Source organism: Mycobacterium sp. EPa45 (assembly GCF_001021385.1).
GTDB lineage: Bacteria > Actinomycetota > Actinomycetes > Mycobacteriales > Mycobacteriaceae > Mycobacterium.
Map to the genome: position 1 here is coordinate 4,222,920 of NZ_CP011773.1, position 21,931 is coordinate 4,244,850.

The following is a 21,931-nucleotide window of genomic DNA, read 5'->3' on the forward strand; positions in this document are numbered from 1 at the left end:
GGAAGCCAAGCGGCAGTGGCCAGGCAGGGATCTCAATGGGGAACCCGTTGATGGTGAATCCTTGCAGGGCAAGGTCTCCGAGGGTGACGCTGACCGGGATGTCGATGGTGGTGTTGATGTCGAGGGTGATGGGGATCTCGGGGATGGTCAGCCCGATGGGTGCCGCCGAATTGGCCTTGGTTCTCGCCGCGCCAGAAGATCCCGTTGCTGTAGTTGCCGCCGATGAACGCACCGGTGTTCACATTGCCGGAGTTGGCGAAACCGGTGTTGGAGTTACCGGTGTTGGCGAAACCGGTATTGAGATCACCAGGATTGAACCCACCAGTGTTGGTGTCACCAACATTGAACCCACCGGAGTTACTACTGCCAACATTGCCAAACCCGGTGTTGGTATGCCCGACGTTCGCGCCGCCGGTGTTGGTGTTACCGACATTGAGCCAACCGGTGTTCAGATTGCCGGCATTGCCAACCCCCAGTTGTTGTTGCCGGAGTTGAAGAACCCGACATTGCCATCACCAGAGTTGAAGAACCCGATGTTGTTGTTACCCGAGTTGAACAACCCGATGTTCCCGGTCCCGGTATTCCACCCACCGAACCCGACCTGATTCGTACCCGTCAGCCCGATCCCGATATTGCCGGTACCCGAGTTACCGAACCCGATGTTCCCCGACCCGATATTGCCGAACCCAAAGTTGAAGTCCCCCAGGTTCCCCCAACCAAAGTTCGAGCTACCCAGATTCCCAAACCCAACATTGGAACTACCGTTGTTACCCGAACCAACGTTGCCGCTACCCAGGTTCCCCGACCCGAGGTTCGAACTGCCCTCATTACCCGAACCGACATTCGCGCTACCCGCATTACCGAAGCCCAGGTTCCAATCCCCCACATTGCCCCAGCCGACGTTCAACCCGCCGATATTGCCGAACCCCAGATTGAAGCGGCTACCAGTCGCATCGCGGAACCAACCCGCCAATTGCGTTCCCACCGTGCCGATTCCAGAAACAAACCCCGGAGTCGCCAGATTCAGCGTGCTGGTGTTGAAGAACCCAGAAACCGTATTCCCAAGATTAGAGAACCCCGACAACACCGCCCCATAGTTGAACAACCCCGACACCCCGGAGCCCACCAACTGCGACATCGCCACATTCCACAACCCCGACGCCGCCCCCACGCCACCGTTCCAGAACCCCGACCCACCACCGGCACCAGTATTGAAAAAGCCCGACGTCGGACTCGTCGTCGAATTGAAGAAACCCGGTGCCGCGGGGATGTCAATGAAGGGGATCGTGATGGGGCCGATGGCCGCGGACGCTACGACCACGAGCTGGGTACCTGGGCCGCCGATTTGGATTTGCGGCGCCGCCCCGTTGGCGACGACTGTGACGGGTGGGATGGTCACGGACGTCAACTGACCAGTGAGGTCCAGGAAGCCAAGAAGTGTTATGCCGTAGGGGATGCTGGGGATTGTCGGCATCGTGAAGGTGCCGTCGCCGAGGGTGGTGGTGATCGGGATGTCGAGAGGAACGGTGATGACGGCGTGGACTGTGTACGGGTCGAGTTTCAGGCCCAGAGTGAGGCCGAACAGTCCCTGGTAGTCGCCGCGCCAGAAGATCCCGTTGCTGTAGTTGCCGCCGATGAAGGCACCGGTGTTCACATTGCCGGAGTTGGCGAAACCGGTGTTGGAGTTACCGGTGTTGGCGAAACCGGTATTGAGATCACCAGGATTGAACCCACCAGTGTTGGTGTCACCAACATTGAACCCACCGGAGTTACTACTGCCAACATTGCCAAACCCGGTGTTGGTATGCCCGACGTTCGCGCCGCCGGTGTTGGTGTTACCGACATTGAGCCAACCGGTGTTCAGATTGCCGGCGTTGCCCAACCCCCAGTTGTTGTTGCCGGAGTTGAAGAACCCGACATTGCCATCACCAGAGTTGAAGAACCCGATGTTGTTGTTACCCGAGTTGAACAACCCGATGTTCCCGGTCCCGGTATTCCACCCACCGAACCCGACCTGATTCGTACCCGTCAGCCCGATCCCGATATTGCCGGTACCCGAGTTACCGAACCCGATGTTCCCCGACCCGATATTGCCGAACCCAAAGTTGAAGTCCCCCAGGTTCCCCCAACCAAAGTTCGAGCTACCCAGATTCCCAAACCCAACATTGGAACTACCGTTGTTACCCGAACCAACGTTGCCGCTACCCAGGTTCCCCGACCCGAGGTTCGAACTGCCCTCATTACCCGAACCGACATTCGCGCTACCCGCATTACCGAAGCCCAGATTCAGGTTCCCGACATTGCCCAACCCGAAGTTCAGCGAACCGAGGTCACCGAACCCGAGATTGACGGGCATACCTTGGAGGACGCCGGCGAGATTCGCGCCCACGTTCCCGAGCCCCGACACGAACGCCGGGGTGGCTGAACTCAGGGTGCTGGTGTTGAACCAGCCTGACATCGTGTTGCCGAAGTTCGCAAAACCGGATGACAGGGCGCCGGTGTTCAGCAGACCCGAGAGGCCTGAGCCGGCGTCGGTGACCATGTTGGCCCAGCCGGATGAAAGAGCGCCGAAGTTGAAAAATCCTGAGCCTCCACCGGTACCGGCGTTGAAGAAGCCCGATGTCGGATTCGTCGTCGAATTGAAGAAGCCGGGTGCCGGCGCGATCTTCAGGAAGGTGATCGTGTACGGATCGGCTTGTCCAACAATGGAAATATCGATTGAGGTGGTCGCCGAGCCGACGTTGATGGTGACGCCGGGGGTCGCGAATGTGGAGGCCGGGATGGTGATGGGCCCGAAGAATGCCGAGAACCCCGTCACCGAATAGGTGAACGCAGGGACGGTGACCCCGTTGATGTCGATGTCCCGCGCTTCGATGACGATTTGTTGGTTGACCGGAATGCTGATCTGGAAGTTGATCGGGATGGCCGGGATGCCGATGGACAGATCGATGCCGATCAGGTTCTGGTTGTCGCCGGTGACGAAGAAGCCGTTGCTCGAGTTGCCGGAGATGAAGGCGCCGGTGTCAAGGTTGCCGGAGTTGGCGAAACCGGTGTTGGAGTTGCCGGAGTTGGCGAAGCCGGTGTTGGTGTTGCCGGCGTTCGCGAAACCGGTGTTGGTGCTACCGACGTTGAAGGCGCCCGAGTTGTGGTTGCCGGCGTTCCCGTAGCCGGTGTTGGAATGACCGACGTTGGCGCCGCCGGTGTTGTAGTTGCCGACATTGAGCCAACCGGTGTTCAGATTGCCGGCGTTGCCCAACCCCCAGTTGTTGTTGCCGGAGTTGAAGAACCCGACATTGCCATCACCAGAGTTGAAGAACCCGATGTTGTTGTTACCCGAGTTGAACAACCCGATGTTCCCGGTCCCGGTATTCCACCCACCGAACCCGACCTGATTCGTACCCGTCAGCCCGATCCCAATATTGCCGGTACCCGAGTTACCGAACCCGATGTTCCCCGACCCGATATTGCCGAACCCAAAGTTGAAGTCCCCCAGGTTCCCCCAACCAAAATTCGAGCTACCCAGATTCCCAAACCCAACATTGGAACTACCGTTGTTACCCGAACCAACGTTGTCGTTACCGGCGTTACCGGAGCCCATGTTCGAGCTGCCGACGTTCCCGTCACCGACATTCGAGCTGCCCTGGTTGCCGGATCCCAGGTTCAGGTTGCCCACGTTGCCGTTGCCGAGGTTGGACGAGCCGACGTTGCCGAGGCCGAAGTTGACGCCGGCCAGGCTCAATGCCGATGTGATCAGCGGGATTCCGAGTGCGGTGCGCAACCGGGATTGGAACGTACCGGCGGCCAGCTGGCTGAAGATGGACGCCGCCCAGGCATTCAGGGCGTCGGCCAGCGCCTGATAGCCGCCGGCGAGGTCGGCAGCCGCTGCGGAGCGTGAAGCGACAGCCATCACGGGGGCCTCGGTGACCGCGGCGGTGGCCGAGGCAACGGGGACTTCAACGGCCGCGACGGTGAGCTCGGCAGGCGCCGAAGTCTGAACGGACTTGGCAGTATCGGTACCGGCGGCCGAATCGGCCGCAGCCGGCGCAGCCGAGCGTGTGGTGGCCGCGACGGACGCCGCGGACGGTGCCGGGTGGCCGGTGGAAGCGCCGTCGGCGCCGGACGTCGACGGTCCGGTGTCGGACGAATCGGATTCCGAAGCATGGCGTCCCCGCCCCGACGCGCCGATGCCAGGTCGCCGCGACGCCGTCGCTGCGTCCGGTGGGTCCTGAGCCGTGCCTCCGGTCACGCCGGCCGCCGGGGTGCTGCCCGGACGGCGCGGTCCTGACTTGGCCGGCGATGCAGTACGCGAGGCCTGGTGTCCGGTAGCGGTGCTGCCGGCTGAGCTCGCTCCCCCGGAGTCGGCGTTGTCGGCGTAAGCAACTGCCGGGCCCGCAGCAAAGGCCGCCCCGACTGCGACGGCCGCTACCCCCGCACCCAGCCAGGCGAACGGCTCGATACGACCTCGCGACCGTTTCCGGTGCCGACCCGATCTCGGTTTTGGGCTCTTCTTGGCATGATGGCAGCCGGCCACTGCGATAAATTAACACGGCTGCTAGTACTGACGTCGGCGACTTTTCAAGTTGCCCCAAAGATTTTGTCAACCGTTTGCGAGGGGAAGTAGCAAACTAGCGTGGACGCCGTGACGCGGGTGTGTGTGGTGGGCAGCGTGAACGTCGATCAGGTGTTCCGGGTGAAGGCGCTGCCGCGGGCCGGGGAGACGATTCTGGGCTCGTCGGTGGCGACCGCACCGGGCGGGAAGGGCGGAAATCAGGCGGTGGCCGCCGCCCGCGCCGGAGCCAGTGTGCAGTTCGTCGGCGCGGTCGGCGCGGACTCGGCAGGCGCCGAATTGCGGGCTCACCTGATAGCGAACGATGTCGGCCTGGACGGTGTCGAGGAGCTGTCGTCCCCCAGCGGCAGCGCTGTGATCCTGGTCGACGACGACGGCGAGAACATGATCGTGGTGGCGCCCGGCGCCAACGGGCACCTGACGCTGAGTGCGGCCGCCCGCGGCGTCATCGCCGAGTGCGAGGTGCTGCTGGTCCAGCTGGAGGTGCCGATCGCGACGGCGGTGGCCGCCGCGCGTGAAGCTCATTCGGCCGGGGCGACCGTGATCATCAACGCCTCCCCCGTCAGCGCGGACCCGGCGCTGGCTGCGCTGGCCGATGTCACCGACGTCGTGATCCTCAACGAGGCAGAGGAACCCCATTGGCATTGGCCCACAAGCCATCTCGTTGTGACTCGCGGACGTCGGGGGGCGACCTACCGCAGCTCGGACGGCGCCGTCGACATACCCAGTCCCGAGGTGGAGGCGATCGACACCACCGGCGCGGGCGATGTCTTCGCCGGTGTACTTGCCTCCTCCTGGCTGGCGGGCCCTGACCGCGCCCTTCGGCGGGCGTGTGCTGCGGGCGCGCTGGCGACCCTGATCCCGGGCGCCGGCGATTGCGCACCGCGCAGCGAGGCGATCGAGGATGTACTGACCCAATACTGAAGTCGTTACGGTTGCAGCGATAGTGTGCACTCGATGACACACAGCGACACTCCCAGACCGCCCGAGGGTGACTGGCTCGGCACCCCGTTCCTGAAGTTCAGCCGGGAAGGCGCCTTCGGCGTGTGCACCCTGGACCGGCCAGAGGCGCGCAACGCGATGACGCCGGCGATGTACTTCGGCATCAAGTACGCGGTCAACCACGTCGGGTCGGACCCGGACCTGGCCGGCCTGCTGATCACCGGCACCGGCGACGTGTTCGCACCCGGCGGCGACATGGGCGGCGGCGGGGCCGACAACTGGCTGACCTTCGGGGCCGCGCTCGGGATGGACGCGCTGCCCTTCGACACGCTGCGGCAGTCCGCCAAGCCGGTGGTGGCCGCCGTCAACGGCCTGTGCCAGGGCGGCGGACTGCAGATCGCACTGTGCGCCGACATGGCGGTGGTCAGTGATCGTGCAACGTTCCGCGTCCCCGAGCTCTACCGCGGCATTGCCGACACGTACTACAGCCAGATGCTCGCCCGGCTCATCGGCCCGGTCCGGACGCGCGATCTGATGTTCACCGGTCGGACGCTGAACGCCGAGGAGGCGCTGGATTGGGGCATGGTCGCCCGAGTGGTTCCGCACGACGAGCTGGCCGAGGCCGCGCGGGAGATCCTCGCCCAGTGCTGCCGCACCGCCCCGGAGGCGCGGTCGGTGGTGAAGTCGAGCATCGACAACTACCTCGGGCTCTATGACCGGATCGGGATGCAGCGCAGCCTCGGATCACCCGAGTCCATCGAGGGTTTCATGGCGTTCAAGGAACGACGCTCGCCGGACTGGGTTCATCCGGCTCTGCGCATCGACGGGAGGTTGTAGTGACCCGCGCCGCGGGTCAGTCCTCGGGAATCTCCTGCTCGATTTCGGCCAGCCAGATCCGGGCCGACATGTCCGACGGAGCCCGCCAATCGCCGCGCGGCGACAGCGACCCGCCGTGGGATACCTTGGGCCCGTTCGGCAATGCCGAACGCTTGAACTGGCTGAACGAGTAGTACCGCTGGACGAAGACCCCCAGCCAGTGTCGAATCTCCTTCAGCGAGTAGGCCGGGCGCTTGCCTTCGGGGAAGCCCGTCGGCCAGCTGCCGCTGGTGGGATCGTTCCAGGCGTGCCAGGCCAGGAACGCGATTTTGGACGGCCGGAAGCCGTACCGCAACACGTGGAACAGTGAGAAGTCCTGCAGCGAGTACGGCCCCACCTTGGCTTCGCTGCTCTGGATTTCCTCGTCCTCACCGGTCGGCACCAGTTCGGGCGTGATCTCGGTGTCGAGCACCGACTGCAGGATCTCGCCCACCTCGTCCTCGAACTGCCCGGACCAGATCACCCACCGGATCAGATGCTGGATAAGGGTTTTCGGCACACCGCCATTGACGTTGTAGTGCGACATCTGGTCGCCGACACCGTAGGTCGACCAGCCCAGGCCGAGCTCGGAGAGGTCACCGGTTCCCAGGACGATACCGCCGCGCTGGTTGGCGATCCGGAACAGATAGTCGGTGCGTAGACCGGCCTGCACGTTCTCGAAGGTGACGTCGTACACCTTCTCACCGCGGGCGAAGGGGTGGCCGATCTCGGTCAGCATCAACTTGGCGGTGTCCCGGATGTCGAGTTCGGCGAACGTGACCCCCAAGGCCTCCGAGAGCTTGATTGCGTTGCTCTTGGTGCGGTCACCGGTAGCAAAGCCCGGCAGGGTGAAGGCCAGGATGTCACTGCGCGGCCGGCCTTCTCGGTCCATCGCGCGGGCGGCGACGATCAGGGCGTGCGTCGAGTCCAGGCCGCCGGACACACCGATCACGACCTTGGGATAGTTGAGCGCACGCAGTCGCTGTTCGAGGCCGGCGACCTGGATGTTGTAACCCTCGTAGCAATCCTGTTCCAGCCGAAGAGGATCGCTCGGCACGAACGGAAACCGCTCCACCTCCCGCTTCAACCCGATGTCACCCGCTGGCGGGTCGAGCTGAAAACCGATGCGCCGGAACGACTTCAGTCGGTCGTGATGGTGGCGTCGATTGTCGTCGAAGGTGCCCATCCGAAGGCGCTCGGAACGCAGCAGGTCCAGGTCGATGTCGGCGACCGAGCGCCGCTCACCCGTCGGGAACCGTTCGGATTCGGCCAGCAGGCGGCCGTTCTCGTAGATCATCGTCTGGCCGTCCCAGGCCAGGTCGGTGCTGGACTCACCCTCGCCGGCCGCGGCGTAGATGTAGGCCGCCAGGCAGCGCGCCGACGCCGAACGGGCCAGCAGCTTGCGGTCCTCGGCACGTCCGATCGTGATCGGACTTCCGGAGAGGTTGGCCAGCACCGTTGCACCCGCCAAGGCGGCGTCGGCACTCGGCGGAATCGGCACGAACATGTCCTCGCAGATTTCGACGTGCAACACCAACCCCTGCACGTCGTCGGCGGCGAACAGCAGATCTGAACCGAAGGGCACGTCGGCACCCCCGATCCGGATCGTGCCGTGCACGTCGTCACCGGCCGCAACCTGACGGCGTTCGTAGAACTCGCGGTAGTTCGGCAGGTAGGACTTGGGCACCACCCCGAGCACCGAACCGCGGTGGATGACCACCGCGGTGTTGTAGATGCGATGCAGATACCGCAGCGGCGCACCGACCACGAACACACCGAACAGATCGGCCGACGCCGCGACGACGTCGAGCAAGGCGTCCTCGACGGCGTCCAGGAGGGAGTCCTGCAGGAGGATGTCTTCGATCGAGTAGCCCGAGAGCGTGAGCTCAGGGAACACCGTCACCGCAACGCTGTCGTCGTGGCTTTCCCGCGCGATCCGCAGCACCGACTCTGCATTGGCAGCAGGCTCCGCCAACACCGTGCGATGGGTGCAGGCAGCCACCCGCACGAACCCGTGCCGGTAGGCGGAGTAGAAATCCATGGCCCCATTGTTGCCCGTCATCGCGGCCCCGGAAACGATAACCACCCCTTCCGCGTCGTCAGGCGTGTCTTCGGCCCCGGAACGGGTAATCGGCCTGCCATGGCAAAAACAGCACTCCTGGTGGTGGACATGCTCAACGCCTACCAGCATCCCGACGCTGACGTGCTGTCCGGCAACGTGGCCGACATCGTCGAACCTCTCGCCGGACTGATCGACGACGCCAGAAGCCGCGATGACGTCGAGCTGATCTACGTCAATGACAACTACGGTGATTTCACCGCGGAGCCCAGCGACCTGATCCGAGGCGCACTCGACGGCGCTCGCCCCGATCTCGTCCGACCGATCGCCCCCCACGAGGGCGCCAGGGTGATGACGAAGGTTCGGCACAGCGCCTTCTACGCCACCCCGATGGACTATCTGCTGACGAGGCTCGAGGTCGAGCGGGTGATCCTCACCGGCCAGGTCACCGAGCAGTGCATCCTTTACAGCGCCCTGGATGCCTACGTCCGCCACTACGCGGTCGTGGTGCCCAAAGACGCGGTCGCCCACATCGACGCCGAACTCGGCGCGGCAGCCCTGGCGATGATGGAGCGCAACATGAGCGCCGAGATCGTCTCGGCGGCGAAGTGTCTGCCCTGACGCCATGCGCTGACCGGCCAGCACATCATCGGTGATCTGGATCACATCACCAGTCGTGTTGTGGTGCAAGGCCTTACCTGCGATGCGCACCGTTTTCGAGTAGTGCTCTACCCGCTCGGATCCGTGGCTGGGGTCGTACGTTCCCCATAGGGGCCGGAATTCGCCGGCCGAGCAGATCGGGGGATCGAAATGTCCATACACGCACCTATTCGTCCGCAGCATCGAGTCGTCGACACCCGGCCGACCGTGCTGATCGCCGCGCACGACGCCGAGATGCTGACGGCGGCCACCGTCGCTCCCGCGGCCAAGGCGAGCATGGTCTCGCGATGGATTGCGGCTCACCGGGCGGCGCACGAGGCTCGAATCAACCACCAGCGGCTCATCGTCCACTACGACTTCCTGGAGCACTCCGCAATGGCTCGGGCGATGGAACACCTGTGAGCGCAGTTCGTTCACGGCGTACTGAGCCAGCTCACCAGCGTCGGTGCGCCCGCCTACTCTGGAGATTGTGGAAAGCCCCGAACTCGTCGCGCTGTTGACGGGCCGGCGCCTCGCGGTGCTCACCGGTGCCGGGATCTCCACCGACTCGGGCATACCCGACTATCGCGGCCCCGATTCACCGCCGGCCAACCCGATGACGATTCGCCAGTTCACCTCGAGTCGCGCGTTCCGGCAGCGTTACTGGGCACGCAACCATCTGGGCTGGCGGCACATGGCGCAGACGCTGCCCAACGCCGGGCACAGGGCGCTGGCTCACCTGGAGCGCACCGGCGTCGTCAGCGGCATCATCACCCAGAACGTCGACCTGCTGCACACCAAGGCCGGCAGCCGCAACGTCATCAATCTGCACGGCACCTACGCGCAGGTGGTGTGCCTGGGCTGCGGGTACACGATGTCGCGCGCGGCGCTGGCCGATGAACTCGAGGCGGCCAACCCGGGATTTGCCGAGCGCGCCGAGCGGCTCGGCGGCATCGCCGTGGCGCCGGACGCGGACGCCGTGGTCACCGACACCGAATCGTTCCGCTTCATCGACTGCCCGGCGTGCGCAGGCATGCTCAAGCCCGACATCGTGTACTTCGGTGAGAGTGTGCGCAAAGACATTGTCGACCAAGCCTATTCACTGGTCGACGAGTCGGATGCGCTGCTGGTGGCCGGCTCCTCGCTGACCGTGTTCTCCGGATATCGGTTCGTGCGACACGCCGCCGCCCTGGGCATGCCCATCGCGATCATCAACCGCGGCAGCACCCGCGGTGACAACCTCGCCACGGTCACCGTGGACAGCGGATGTTCACCGATGCTGGCGCTGCTCGCCGACGAACTGTCCGGCCTGACCTCCGCGAGCTAGACGGCGACGAGGTCGTCGGCGTGCACCGCGGGACGGCGCATCTCGGCAGGCAGGTCCGACGTCGACCGGCCGATCATCGTCGTCAGCTCGGCGGCGTCGTAGGCCACCACCCCGCGGGCGACCATTTCCCCGTCCGGGTCACGCAGTTCGACGACATCGCCGCCGAAGAATCGGCCCGACACTCCGGTGATCCCCGCCGCCAGCAGTGAGCGCCGCTGCTTGACCACCGCGCGCACCGCGCCGACGTCCAGCGTCAGGGCGCCGGACACTTCGGCGGCGTACCGGACCCAGAAGCGCCGCGCCGACATCCGATCGGGCCGCGGCGTGAACACGGTGCCCACCGATGCATCGGTCAGCGCGGCCGCGGCGTCGGCAGCCCCCGCCAGGAGCACCGGAACCCCGGCGTCGGCGGCCAGCAGCGCCGAGGACAGCTTTGAGCGCATCCCGCCAGTGCCCAGCCGGCTGCCCTCACCGGCGACCACTCCATCGAGGTCGTCGGGCCCGGCCACCTCGGGGATGAACCGGGCGTCGGCCTTGCGCGGGTCGGCGTCGTACAGCCCGTCGATGTCGGACAGCAGAATCAGCGCGTCGGCGCCGACGAGGTGGGCCACCAGCGCCGAGAGCCGATCGTTGTCGCCGAAGCGAATCTCGTTGGTGGCCACGGTGTCGTTCTCGTTGACGATCGCCACCGCATGCAGCGACCGCAACCGGTCCAGCGTGCGCTGGGCGTTGGTGTGCTGGACCCGCATCGAGATGTCGTGCGCCGTCAGCAGCACCTGGCCGACCGTCCGGTCGTAGCGGGCGAAGGCCGCGCTCCACGCATTGACCAACGCCACCTGCCCGACACTGGCCGCGGCCTGCTTGGTCGCCAGATCGGTTGGGCGCCGGTTCAGCCCGAGTGGCTCGATGCCGGCCGCGATCGCGCCCGAGGACACGATCACGACGTCGGAGCCGGCCTTCATCCGCGCCTCGATCGCCTCGACCAGCTTCGCCAGCCGGCCGGCGTCGAACAACCCGGATTTCGTGGTCAGTGCCGTGGTGCCGATCTTGACGACGACGCTGCGCGCAGCGCGCACGGCGTCGCGGTACTCGCTCACGTTTCGTCCTCGTGCTCCCGGCGGTGGCGGCGGGCCTCCTTGCGCTCGGCCGCCCCGATCCGGTCGTTCTGCTCCAGCCGGGCGTCGGTGCCGCGTCCGGTCGGCGTGACGTCGACACCTGCCGGGGTCTGCGGCTCCCAGTCGAAGGTCATGTCGCCGATGGTGACGGCGCAGCCGGGTTTGGCACCGAGCTTGAGCAACTGATCCTCCACGCCGAGCCGGGCCAGCCGGTCGCCCAGATAGCCGACAGCTTCGTCGTTGTCGAAGTTGGTCTGCGCGATCCAGCGTTCCGGCCGGACGCCGCGCACCACGAAGCCACCGGGGTTGTGCGGATCGGCCTCGACGGTGAACCCGGTCTGGTCGACCGGGACCGGCCGGATCACCGGGCGGCGAGGCACCACCTCGGGCAGAGCCGCCTGGTAGGCCGCCACCATGTCCCACAGCGCGAAAGTCAACTCGCGCAAGCCTTCCCGGCTCACGGTCGACACCTCGAACACCGGCCAGCCGCGCGCCTCGATATCGGGGCGTACGAAGTCGGCCAGCTCTCTGGCTTCGGGGACATCGATCTTGTTGAGCACCACCGCCCGCGGCCGGTCGGCCAGGTCGCCCAACGTCGTATCGCCTTGCAGCGTGGGGCGATACGCGGCCAGTTCGGCTTCCAGCGCGTCGATGTCGGAGATCGGATCGCGGCCCGGTTCCAAGGTGGCACAGTCGACCACATGCACAAGTAGTGCGCAGCGTTCGATGTGACGAAGGAAGTCCAGACCGAGACCGCGACCTTCCGACGCGCCGGGGATCAAACCGGGGACGTCGGCGACGGTGAACGTGTGGTCGCCCGCCGACACGACGCCGAGATTGGGCACCAGCGTGGTGAACGGATAGTCCGCGATCTTGGGTTTGGCCGCCGAGATCACCGATACGAGTGAGGATTTGCCGGCCGACGGGAACCCGATCAGACCGACGTCGGCGACGGTCTTGAGTTCCAGGGTGAGCTCGCGTTCCTCACCCTTCTCGCCGAGCAGCGCGAACCCCGGAGCCTTGCGGGCCCGCGACGCCAACGCAGCGTTGCCCAGACCGCCGCGACCGCCCTCGGCGGCGACGAAACGAGTGCCTGCGCCGACCAGGTCGGCGAGCAGACGGCCATTGGCGTCGAGCACGACGGTGCCGTCAGGCACCTTCACCTCGAGATCGGACCCGTTGGCGCCTTCGCGGTTGCTGCCCATGCCCTGCGTGCCGGACGGCGCCGCGACGTGCGGATGGAAATGGAAGTCCAGCAGGGTGTGCACCTGCGGGTCGACGACGAGGATGACGCTGCCGCCGCGCCCGCCGTTACCGCCGTCGGGCCCGCCGAGGGGCTTGAACTTCTCCCGGTGGACCGAGGCGCAGCCGTGCCCACCGCTGCCCGCGCGGGCGTGGATGACGACGCGGTCGACGAAACGGGGCATCGGAGCGTCCTTTCAATCGTCGGGTGTGAACCTGGTGCGAGTTATGGGTCTCGAGCTCGCAGTGGGTTCACACTCGCGATGCAGACCTACTCCGGTCGCGCGGCGCGAACGATGTTGACGGTCTTGCGACCGCGCTTGACGCCGAACTCCACGAGGCCCGGGGCCGTCGCGAACAGGGTGTCGTCACCGCCGCGACCGACGTTCACGCCGGGGTGGAAGTGGGTGCCACGCTGGCGGACGAGGATCTCGCCGGCCTTGACGAGCTGGCCGCCGAAGCGCTTGACGCCGAGCCGCTGGGCGTTGGAATCGCGACCGTTGCGTGAGCTGGAAGCGCCCTTCTTGTGTGCCATGTCAGTTCGCTCCCTCTAGCTACTTGATTCCGGTGACCTTGAGCACGGTCACCGGCTGACGGTGACCCTGCCGCTTGTGGTAGCCGGTCTTGTTCTTGAACTTGTGGATGCGGATCTTCGGGCCCTTGATGTGCTCGAGCACCTCACCGGTGACCGCGACCTTCTCCAGGTCCTTGGCGTCACTGGTGACCTTCGCGCCGTCGACGACGAGCGCGACAGGCAGGGAAACGGAGCCGCCGGCCTCGACCTCGAGCTTCTCGACCTTGACTATGTCTCCGACGGCGACCTTGTACTGCTTGCCACCGGTCTTGACGATTGCGTACGTCGCCATCGTGTCCTCTGCCTTGCTCTGCGGGCGCGCGCTAACCGAAGCTGCGTGCGCGGGTCTTGGGGTGCGGGATCTTGAGCCCGCTGCCACCGGCGACGGACGCCTGGCGACAACTGGTCAAGGGTACGTGACCAGCACCGGGAGGGTCAAACCGCCACTCTAGGACGTGGGCGGCCCCGCTGGTCGGGCCGCCGACCGGCGCCGGGGCCGACCTGCCGACGCCACCGGTGCCTGGGTCACGACCGGCTGGTCATCGTCGTATTCGTCCGAATCGGTGTCGTCCTCGTCGTCGAGGTCGTCGTCTTCGTCATCGTCTTCGTCGTCGTCGTCGACGTCCAGGTTGTCCTCGTCGAGGTCCTCGTCGTCTTCGTCCAGGTCGACGTCGATCTCGTCCTCGTCGTCGTCCGAATCCTCGTCGTCGTCGGAGTCCTCGTCGTCATCGTCGTCCAAGTCCTCGTCGGCGACCTCGTCGCCGACCTGCTCGGCGGTGTCCGTATCGGTTTCGGACTCATCGAAGTCTTCGGCCTCGGTCTCGCGCTCGATCTCGTCGGCCAGCTCCTCTTCGGCCTCGTCATCCTCGTGCTTGCCGTTGGCCGCCGCCATCGCCTTGAACATCGGGTGCTCACTGGTGTGCTGCGGGACCTTCGCCACCGGCGCCTCTTCGGTGCGCCCGCGCTTGCCCCGCTTACCGCGCCGGCCACCGCCACCGCCGCTGCTGCCGGGCTCGGACTTGCGCCCGGCGGCCGAGTTGCTGTCGACAGGATCGGCGTGCAGCACGATGCCCCGGCCGGCGCAGTGCGTACAGGTGGTCGAGAACGCTTCGACCAGTCCGGTACCCAGCCGCTTGCGCGTCAGCTGAACGAGGCCGAGCGACGTCACCTCCGACACCTGATGGCGGGTGCGGTCGCGGCCCAGCGCTTCGGTCAGCCGCCGCAACACGAGGTCGCGGTTGGACTCCAGAACCATATCGATGAAGTCGATGACCACGATGCCGCCGATATCGCGCAGGCGCAGCTGGCGCACGATCTCCTCGGCCGCTTCGAGGTTGTTCTTGGTGACCGTCTGCTCGAGGTTGCCGCCCGCGCCGGTGAACTTCCCGGTGTTGACGTCGACGACCGTCATCGCCTCCGTGCGATCGATCACCAGCGTGCCGCCCGAGGGCAACCACACCTTGCGGTCCAAGGCCTTGGCCAGCTGCTCGTCAATGCGATGCACGGCGAACACATCCGGGCCATCGGGCCCGCCGGCCGGCTCGTATTTGGTCAGCTTCGAAACGAGATCGGGCGCAACGGAATTGACGTAGTCATTGATGGTCTCCCAGGCGCTGTCGCCGGAAACGATCAGGCCGGAAAAATCTTCGTTGAACAGGTCGCGGATCACCTTGACCAGCACGTCGGGCTCTTCGTAGAGCGCGACGGCGGCGCCCGCTTTGTTGCCCTTGACCCGCTCGGCTTCCTCGGCGACCTTGTTCCAGCGTTCCTGCAGGCGTTCGACGTCGCCGCGAATGTCTTCTTCCTTCACGCCTTCCGAGGCGGTCCGGATGATCACTCCGGCGTCGTCGGGCACCACGTCGCGCAGGATTTCCTTGAGCCGCTGCCGTTCGGTGTCGGGCAGCTTGCGGCTGATGCCGGTGGACGATGCCCCCGGCACGTAGACCAGATAGCGCCCGGCCAGCGACACCTGGGTCGTCAGCCGCGCACCCTTGTGACCGACCGGGTCCTTGCTGACCTGCACGACGACGTAGTCGCCGGGCTTGAGGGCCTGTTCGATCTTGCGCTGCGCGCCGCCCAGACCGGCGGCCTCCCAGTTCACCTCGCCGGCGTAGAGCACACCGTTGCGGCCGCGGCCGATGTCGACGAACGCCGCCTCCATCGAGGGCAGCACGTTCTGGACGATGCCGAGGTAGATGTTGCCGACCAGGGACGCCGAGGCGGCCGAGGTCACGAAGTGCTCGACGACGACCCCGTCTTCCATGACGGCGATCTGGGTGTAGCGGGCACCTTCGTGCGGCGGTTCGGTGCGGATCTTGTCGCGCACCACCATCACGCGGTCTACGGCCTCGCGGCGGGCCAGGAATTCGGCCTCCGACAGGATCGGCGGGCGGCGGCGGCCGGCGTCGCGGCCGTCGCGGCGGCGCTGACGCTTGGCCTCCAGGCGGGTGGAGCCGCTGATGCCCTGGATCGCATCCGGGTCGCGTTCAGCCTTGGCCCGGGGGGCGCGCTCGTGGACGACGGTGTTCGGCGGGTCGTCGGACGACCCGTTCTCGGAGTCGTCACCGCCACCGGTCTTGCGGCGCCGCCGCCTGCGGCGGCGCCGGGTCGCGCCCTCACCGGTGCTCGACTCGTCGTCGCTGTCGTCGTCGTCGCTGTCGGACTCGTCGCCGGACTCGGCAGTCTCGTCGCCCTCGGCGTCATCTCCGCCGTCACCCTCGGGGCCACCCTGCTCGCCACGGCCACGCCCACGGCCACGGCGACCGCGGCGGCGCCGCCGGTTGGCGGGACGTTCGGACTGGTCACTGTCAGTTTCGCCGCCGGATTCGTCCTCGTCGTCCTCGTCGTCGTCCTCGGCCTCGTCGTCGTCCTCGACCTTGCGCGTCTTGCGCTCGGCTTCGACAGGCTGGGGAGCCACGAACAGCGGCATGTAGGCCGCCTGCTCTACGGTCTCGACGATGGTGGTGGTCTCCAGAATCAGCCGCGACTCCGGCTCCTCGGCCGATTCGGGCGCCTCGGCGACGGCGGGCGCCTCGGCGACGTCGGGCGTCTGGGCCTCGGGTGCCGCGGTGTCCTCCGCCACGACGGCCGCGGCCTCGACGGGCTCGTCGGCGGTGTCTTCGGGGGCTGCCGCCAGGACGTCGCGCACCCGCACCGCGTCGGTGCGGTCCACGCTGGAGTGCGGGCTGCGGGTACGGCCGTCGAGCTCGCTGAGGGCGTCGAGCACGCGCCGGCTGGTGGTGCCGAGGACGCGTGCCAGCGAGTGCACCCTCAGGCGTTCGGGCAGGTCGTCACCAGCGGCCGGCGCCGGGGGTTCCCACTGCGACGGGGTGGGGTTTTCGGGTAGATCCTGATAGAGGTCATCGTTGGCCACGTATTCTCCTCAAGCCCCCGGGCGCGTCCTATCGACGCGGCCACGCGAGGGCTTCCGCTATGTGCCCGGTAACTTCCCCGGGCTTTATATGGTCTCGCTCCGAGGCATTCGTAATGAACACGTTCGGTGCCTGGCTGAATGACGGCTGTGACGGTCGGCGCCTCACCAGATGGTGGTCGCGCACGTCGTAAGTCTTCATCCGGATGGGCTTTGGGGGCTCATCCGCAGCCAGTATCCCACACCGCGGGCGCGGTTCGGACGACAGTGGCGCCGGAAGTGCGATCAGATGTTGGGAAACCAGAGGCTGATCTCGCGTTCGGCTGACTCCGGCGAGTCCGATCCGTGCACGAGATTGAACTGTGTTTCCAGGCCGAAATCGCCGCGGATCGTGCCGGGAGTGGCCTTCTCGACGGGGTCGGTACCACCGGCGAGCTGCCGGAACGCCGCGATCGCGCGAGGGCCCTCCAGGACCGCCGCCACCACCTTGCCGGAGGTGATGAACTCCAGCAGCGAGTCGAAGAACGGCTTGCCCTCGTGCTCGGCGTAATGCGCGCGAGCCAGCTCGTCACCGACCTGCTTGAGCTCAAGGGCGACGAGGGTGAGGCCTTTGCGTTCGATTCGGCTGATGATCTCCCCGACCACCTGCCGCTGGACACCGTCGGGCTTGATCAGAACTAGGGTCCGCTCGCTCACGGCGCACAGCGTACCCGTCAGTCACTTTGTTGCTGCTGGCCGGGCAGCAGGCCGCGGCGCTGCCGGCGGAGGACCTCGGCGCGCAGGTAGGCGAGGATCGCCCACACCACCACGAACAGCACTCCGACCATCCCGACGGCCGGATAGACGGCGAATCCGGCAACCAGGATGAGCTGCACGCCCAGGTTGAGCCAGATGGCATACGGCCTGCCCTGCACGCCGGCCAGCAGCACCAGGAACACCGCGAATCCCACGAGGTAGGCCGTGGACCAGCCGTTCAGGCCGCCACCGACCATGCTGACCACCGGCAACGCCAGAAGCACGACGATCGCCTCGAGAATGAGGGTGCCGGCCATGACGCCCCGGAAGCTCTTCCAGGGGTCCGGAGCCGCTGGGCCTGCGACATTGGGCTCCTGTGGCGCCGGCAACTCGGGGGTGTCGCTCATTGCGGGTCCTTCCCGAACAGGGTGCGCGCCGCGCCGGCGGTCACCACCGAGCCGGTGATGACGATCCCGGCCCCGGCGAAGCCGTCCTCGGCCGCGGAGTCCTCGACCAGCGCGGTGGCGATCTCGATTGCATCGGGCAGCGTGTCGGCTCGTGCGACCCGGTCCGGCCCGAATATCTCCTCGGCCCGCAGCGCCAGGGCGTCGACCTCCAGCGCCCGGGGTGAGCCGTTGTGGGTGACGACAACCTCGTCGAAGACCGGCTCCAGCGCGGTGAGGATGCCGGTGACGTCCTTGTCCCCCATCAGCGACAGCACGCCCACCAGGAACCGGAAGTCGAACTCCGACGTCAACGCGTCAGCCAGGGCGGCAGCGCCGGCCGGGTTGTGCGCGGCGTCGAGGAACACCGTCGGCGCGCTGCGCATCCGCTCGAGCCGGCCGGGGCTGGCGGCTGCGGCGAACCCGGCCCGCACCGTGTCGACGTCGAGTTGCCGGTCGGCGCCGGCGCCGAAGAATGCCTCGACCGCGGCCAGCGCGACGACGGCGTTGTGGGCCTGATGCTCGCCGTGCAGCGGCAGGAAGATGTCGGAGTACACCCCGCCGAGGCCCTGCAGCTGCAGCACCTGTCCCCCGACGGCGACCTGGCGCCCGAGGACCGCGAATTCGGAATCCTCGCGCGCCACCGCGGCGTCGGAGGAGACCGCCTGGGCCAGAAGCACTTCCATCGCTTCAGGAGCTTGGCGGCCGATGATGGCGACGGTGTCGGTCTGCACCAGTTCGCCGCGCGGCGCCCCGATGATGCCTGCCTTCTCGGCGGCGATCTCGCCGATGGTGTCACCGAGATACTCGGCGTGGTCGATGCCGATCGGGGTGATCACGGCAACGGGCGCGTCGACAACGTTGGTGGCGTCCCAGCGCCCGCCCATCCCGACCTCGACGACGGCGATGTCGACGGGTGCGTCGGCGAACGCGGCGAACGCCATTGCGGTCAGGACTTCGAACTTGCTCATCGCCGGGCCGCCGTCGCGTTGCGATTGGGCGTCGACAAGCTGCACGAACGGCTCGATCTCGCGGTAGACCTCGACGTAGCGGGCGGGGCTGATCGGCTCGTTGTCGATCGCGATGCGCTCCACCGCAGACTGCAGGTGCGGGCTGGTGGTCCGCCCGGTTCGGCGGCTGAATGCGGTCAGCAGCGCGTCGACGATGCGGGCCACCGACGTCTTGCCGTTGGTCCCGGCGATGTGGATGCACGGGTAGCCCAGCTGCGGTGAGCCGAGCATCTCCATCAGCGCCTCGATCCGCGCGGTGCTGGGCTCGAGTTTCGTTTCGGGCCAGCGCTGATCGAGCAGGTGCTCCACCTGCAACAGTGCGGCGATCTCATCAGGTGTGGGCGGCTGGGTCATGCGAGCGCAGCCAGTCGGGCGGTGATCCGCTCGACTTCCTCGCCGGCCAACTGCTGGCGGCCGCGGATCTTGGCGACGACGTCGTCGGGCGCCTTGGCCAAGAACGCCTCGTTGTCGAGTTTGGCTGTGGTGCCTGCCAATTCCTTGTTCGCCGCGGCCAGGTCCTTTTCCAGGCGCCGGCGTTCGGCGGCCACGTCGACGGTGCCCGAGGTGTCGACCTCGACGTTGACGGTGCCTGTCGACAGCCGCACCTCGATGTGGGCACTGGCGTTGAAGTCCGCGCCCGCGTCGGTCAGCCAGGACAGCGAGGTGACGGCGGCGACCTGGGCGCCAAGACCGGCCGCATCGAGACCGGTCAGGCGGGCCGGAACCTTCTGCCGGTCGGCCAGGCCCTGGTCGCTGCGGAATCGCCGGATCTCGGTCACCAGCTTCTGCACATCGGCAATCCTCTGGGCGGCAGCAATATCCAGTGCGATGCCCGAGGAGGTCGGCCACTGCGCGACCACGAGCGACGCCGCCTTTCCCGGCGCTTCGCTCGCCCCGGCCCCACCCGTCAGCGCTTTCCACAGCGCCTCGGTGACGAACGGCATCACCGGGTGCAGCAGCTTCAGCAGGGTGTCCAGCACCGCGGCGAGCACTGCGGTGGTATTCGAAAGCTGCTCAGCGAGCTGCACTTTCGCCAGCTCCAGATACCAGTCACAGAACTCGTCCCAGGCGAAGTGGTACAGCGATTCGCAGGCCCGGCTGAACTCGTAGCTGTCGAAGGCCGAATCCACTTCGGCGCGAACCTCTTCCAGGCGGCCCAGGATCCAGCGGTCGGCGTCGGTGAGCTCGGCGATATCCGGCAGCGGTGCCGGCGCGGCACCGTTCATCAGCGCAAACCGCGTGGCGTTGAACAGCTTGGTGGCGAAGTTGCGCGACGCGCGAGCGGCGTCGTCACCGATGGACAGGTCACCACCCGGGCTGGCGCCGCGGGCCAGGGTGAACCGCAGCGCGTCGGCACCGAATTGTTCCACCCAATCCAGCGGATCGATGCCGTTACCCTTCGACTTGCTCATCTTGCGGCCGTGCTCGTCGCGGATCAGCCCGTGCAGGAAGACATTCTCGAACGGCACCTGCGGCCCGCGCGCGCCGCCCAACGTGATCGCCTCGTCGCCCGACACGAACGTGCCGAACATGACCATGCGCGCCACCCAGAAGAACAGGATGTCGTATCCGGTCACCAAAACGCTTGTCGGATAGAACTTCTCCAACTCGGGAGTACGGTCGGGCCAACCCATCGTGGAGAACGGCCACAGCGCCGACGAGAACCACGTGTCCAGCACGTCGGGGTCCTGCTCCCAGCCCTCCGGCGGTGTCTCGTCGGGCCCGACGCAGACCTTCTGGCCGTCGGGCCCGTGCCAGATCGGAATGCGGTGGCCCCACCACAGTTGCCGAGAGATGGTCCAGTCGTGCATATCGTCGACCCAGCCGAACCAGCGCGGCTCGAGACTCTTCGGGTGAATGACGATGTCGCCGCGCCGCACCGCATCGCCGGCCGCCTTGGCCAGTGATTCGACCTTCACCCACCACTGCAGGCTCAGGCGCGGTTCGATCGGCTCGCCGCTGCGCTCGGAATGTCCGACGCTGTGCAGGTAGGGTCGCTTCTCGGCGACGATGCGACCCTGGGCGGCCAGCGCCTCGCGCACCGCGACACGGGCCTCGAAACGGTCCATACCGTCGAATTGCGTTCCAGTGTCGGCGATCCGGCCCTTGGTGTCCAGCATCGTCGGCATCGGCAGCTGGTGTCGCAGGCCGATCTCGAAGTCGTTCGGGTCGTGCGCGGGGGTGACTTTAACTGCACCGGTACCGAATTCGGGGTCGACGTGTGCGTCGGCGACGATGATGATCTGCCGGTCGAGGAACGGATGCGGCAACGTCTGACCAACCAGGGCCCGATAGCGCTCGTCGTCGGGATGCACCGCGATCGCGGTGTCGCCGAGCATGGTCTCCACACGGGTGGTGGCCACGACGATATGCGGCTCGGAGTCGTTCATCGACCCGTACCGGAACGACACCAATTCGCCCTCGACGTCCTCGTACTTGACCTCGAGGTCGCTGATCGCGGTCTCCAGCACCGGAGACCAGTTCACCAGCCGCTCGGCCTGATAGATCAGGCCGGCGTCGTAGAGGCGTTTGAAGATCGTGCGCACCGCCCGGGACAGACCGTCGTCCATGGTGAAGCGGTCCCGGCTCCAGTCGACGCCGTCTCCGATCGCACGCATCTGGCCGCCGATGGTGCCGCCGGATTCGCGCTTCCAATCCCAGACCTTGTCGACGAACAGCTCGCGGCCGAAGTCCTCTTTGGTCTTGCCGTCCACGGCGAGCTGTTTCTCGACGACGCTCTGGGTGGCGATCCCGGCGTGATCCATTCCCGGCAGCCACAGCACCTCGTAGCCCTGCATGCGCTTGCGCCGGGTCAGCGCGTCCATCAGCGTGTGGTCCAGCGCGTGCCCCATGTGCAGGCTGCCGGTGACGTTCGGTGGTGGCAGCACGATGGAATACGCGGGCTTATCGCTCGTGGCGTCGGCCGTGAAGTAGCCCGCATCGACCCAGCCCTGATAGATCTCCCCCTCTACGGCACCCGGATCCCAGGACTTGGGCAGGGCGTCGGCGCGGGAGTCGTCAGTGGTGGTCACCCGACAATTCTAGGAATGCGC

At 66.5% G+C, this 21,931-nt stretch carries 17 protein-coding genes; 5 read left to right on the plus strand and 12 right to left on the minus strand.

Going from position 1 to position 21,931, the window contains the following annotated elements; translation table 11 throughout:
* Positions 1–32: 32 nt before the first annotated feature.
* Both AB431_RS31615 and AB431_RS31045 read right to left on the minus strand, forming a co-directional pair.
* Positions 33–476, minus strand: a complete 444-nt coding sequence (locus AB431_RS31615) for a hypothetical protein (protein WP_082135927.1) — start codon at positions 474–476, stop codon at positions 33–35.
* Entirely contained in the window at positions 449–4,246 is a 3,798-nt protein-coding gene (locus tag AB431_RS31045) for a PPE family protein (protein WP_052960346.1), read from the minus strand. The genes AB431_RS31615 and AB431_RS31045 overlap by 28 nt, the downstream gene beginning before the upstream one ends.
* Before the next feature lie 393 nt (positions 4,247–4,639).
* Between AB431_RS31045 and AB431_RS20205 the strand changes: the two genes are divergently transcribed.
* Positions 4,640–5,491: a ribokinase gene (locus AB431_RS20205; protein WP_047333628.1), complete on the plus strand. Its 852-nt coding sequence runs from the start codon at positions 4,640–4,642 to the stop codon at positions 5,489–5,491.
* A 33-nt stretch (positions 5,492–5,524) separates the two neighbouring features.
* Entirely contained in the window at positions 5,525–6,346 is an 822-nt protein-coding gene (locus AB431_RS20210) for an enoyl-CoA hydratase/isomerase family protein (protein WP_047331431.1), read from the plus strand.
* Positions 6,347–6,362: 16 nt separating this feature from the next.
* Here AB431_RS20210 and AB431_RS20215 read toward each other — a convergent pair whose 3' ends face one another.
* Positions 6,363–8,405: an NAD(+) synthase gene (locus tag AB431_RS20215; RefSeq protein WP_047333629.1), complete on the minus strand. Its 2,043-nt coding sequence runs from the start codon at positions 8,403–8,405 to the stop codon at positions 6,363–6,365.
* Positions 8,406–8,504: 99 nt separating this feature from the next.
* Here AB431_RS20215 and AB431_RS20220 point away from each other — a divergent pair, with 99 nt between their 5' ends.
* The 3 genes from AB431_RS20220 to AB431_RS20230 all read left to right on the plus strand — a co-directional run bounded on the left by AB431_RS20220 (position 8,505) and on the right by AB431_RS20230 (position 10,389).
* Positions 8,505–9,044, plus strand: coding sequence for a cysteine hydrolase family protein (locus AB431_RS20220; RefSeq protein ID WP_047331432.1), 540 nt, complete (start codon positions 8,505–8,507; stop codon positions 9,042–9,044).
* Positions 9,045–9,233: 189 nt separating this feature from the next.
* Positions 9,234–9,485 (plus strand): hypothetical protein, encoded by a 252-nt coding sequence (locus AB431_RS20225; protein ID WP_047331433.1) that lies wholly within the window; start codon positions 9,234–9,236, stop codon positions 9,483–9,485.
* Positions 9,486–9,552: 67 nt separating this feature from the next.
* Positions 9,553–10,389: an NAD-dependent protein deacetylase gene (locus AB431_RS20230; protein WP_047331434.1), complete on the plus strand. Its 837-nt coding sequence runs from the start codon at positions 9,553–9,555 to the stop codon at positions 10,387–10,389.
* On the opposite strand, the gene proB is transcribed toward AB431_RS20230, so the two are convergent.
* From proB to AB431_RS20275, 9 genes are all read right to left on the minus strand, one after another.
* Positions 10,386–11,486, minus strand: a complete 1,101-nt coding sequence (gene proB, locus AB431_RS20235) for a glutamate 5-kinase (protein ID WP_047331435.1) — start codon at positions 11,484–11,486, stop codon at positions 10,386–10,388. The two genes, AB431_RS20230 and proB, sit on opposite strands and share 4 nt — an antisense overlap.
* Entirely contained in the window at positions 11,483–12,931 is a 1,449-nt protein-coding gene (obgE, locus tag AB431_RS20240; protein WP_047331436.1) for a GTPase ObgE, read from the minus strand. Before obgE ends, proB begins: the two co-directional genes overlap by 4 nt.
* Before the next feature lie 86 nt (positions 12,932–13,017).
* The gene (rpmA, locus tag AB431_RS20245; RefSeq protein ID WP_036344398.1) at positions 13,018–13,281 is read right to left on the minus strand and encodes a 50S ribosomal protein L27; all 264 of its coding nucleotides are present in this window, start codon (positions 13,279–13,281) and stop codon (positions 13,018–13,020) included.
* Between the two features lie 19 nt (positions 13,282–13,300).
* Entirely contained in the window at positions 13,301–13,612 is a 312-nt protein-coding gene (gene rplU / locus AB431_RS20250) for a 50S ribosomal protein L21 (protein ID WP_047331437.1), read from the minus strand.
* 156 nt (positions 13,613–13,768) lie between these two features.
* Positions 13,769–16,693: an Rne/Rng family ribonuclease gene (locus AB431_RS20255; protein ID WP_047331438.1), complete on the minus strand. Its 2,925-nt coding sequence runs from the start codon at positions 16,691–16,693 to the stop codon at positions 13,769–13,771.
* A 282-nt stretch (positions 16,694–16,975) separates the two neighbouring features.
* Entirely contained in the window at positions 16,976–17,386 is a 411-nt protein-coding gene (gene ndk / locus AB431_RS20260) for a nucleoside-diphosphate kinase (protein WP_047331439.1), read from the minus strand.
* A 17-nt stretch (positions 17,387–17,403) separates the two neighbouring features.
* Positions 17,404–17,832: a DUF4233 domain-containing protein gene (locus AB431_RS20265; RefSeq protein ID WP_047331440.1), complete on the minus strand. Its 429-nt coding sequence runs from the start codon at positions 17,830–17,832 to the stop codon at positions 17,404–17,406.
* The gene (locus tag AB431_RS20270; protein WP_047331441.1) at positions 17,829–19,232 is read right to left on the minus strand and encodes a folylpolyglutamate synthase/dihydrofolate synthase family protein; all 1,404 of its coding nucleotides are present in this window, start codon (positions 19,230–19,232) and stop codon (positions 17,829–17,831) included. Before AB431_RS20270 ends, AB431_RS20265 begins: the two co-directional genes overlap by 4 nt.
* Complete coding sequence (locus AB431_RS20275; protein ID WP_047331442.1) at positions 19,229–21,910, minus strand: valine--tRNA ligase; 2,682 nt, start codon at positions 21,908–21,910, stop codon at positions 19,229–19,231. The genes AB431_RS20270 and AB431_RS20275 overlap by 4 nt, the downstream gene beginning before the upstream one ends.
* Positions 21,911–21,931 lie beyond the last annotated feature (21 nt).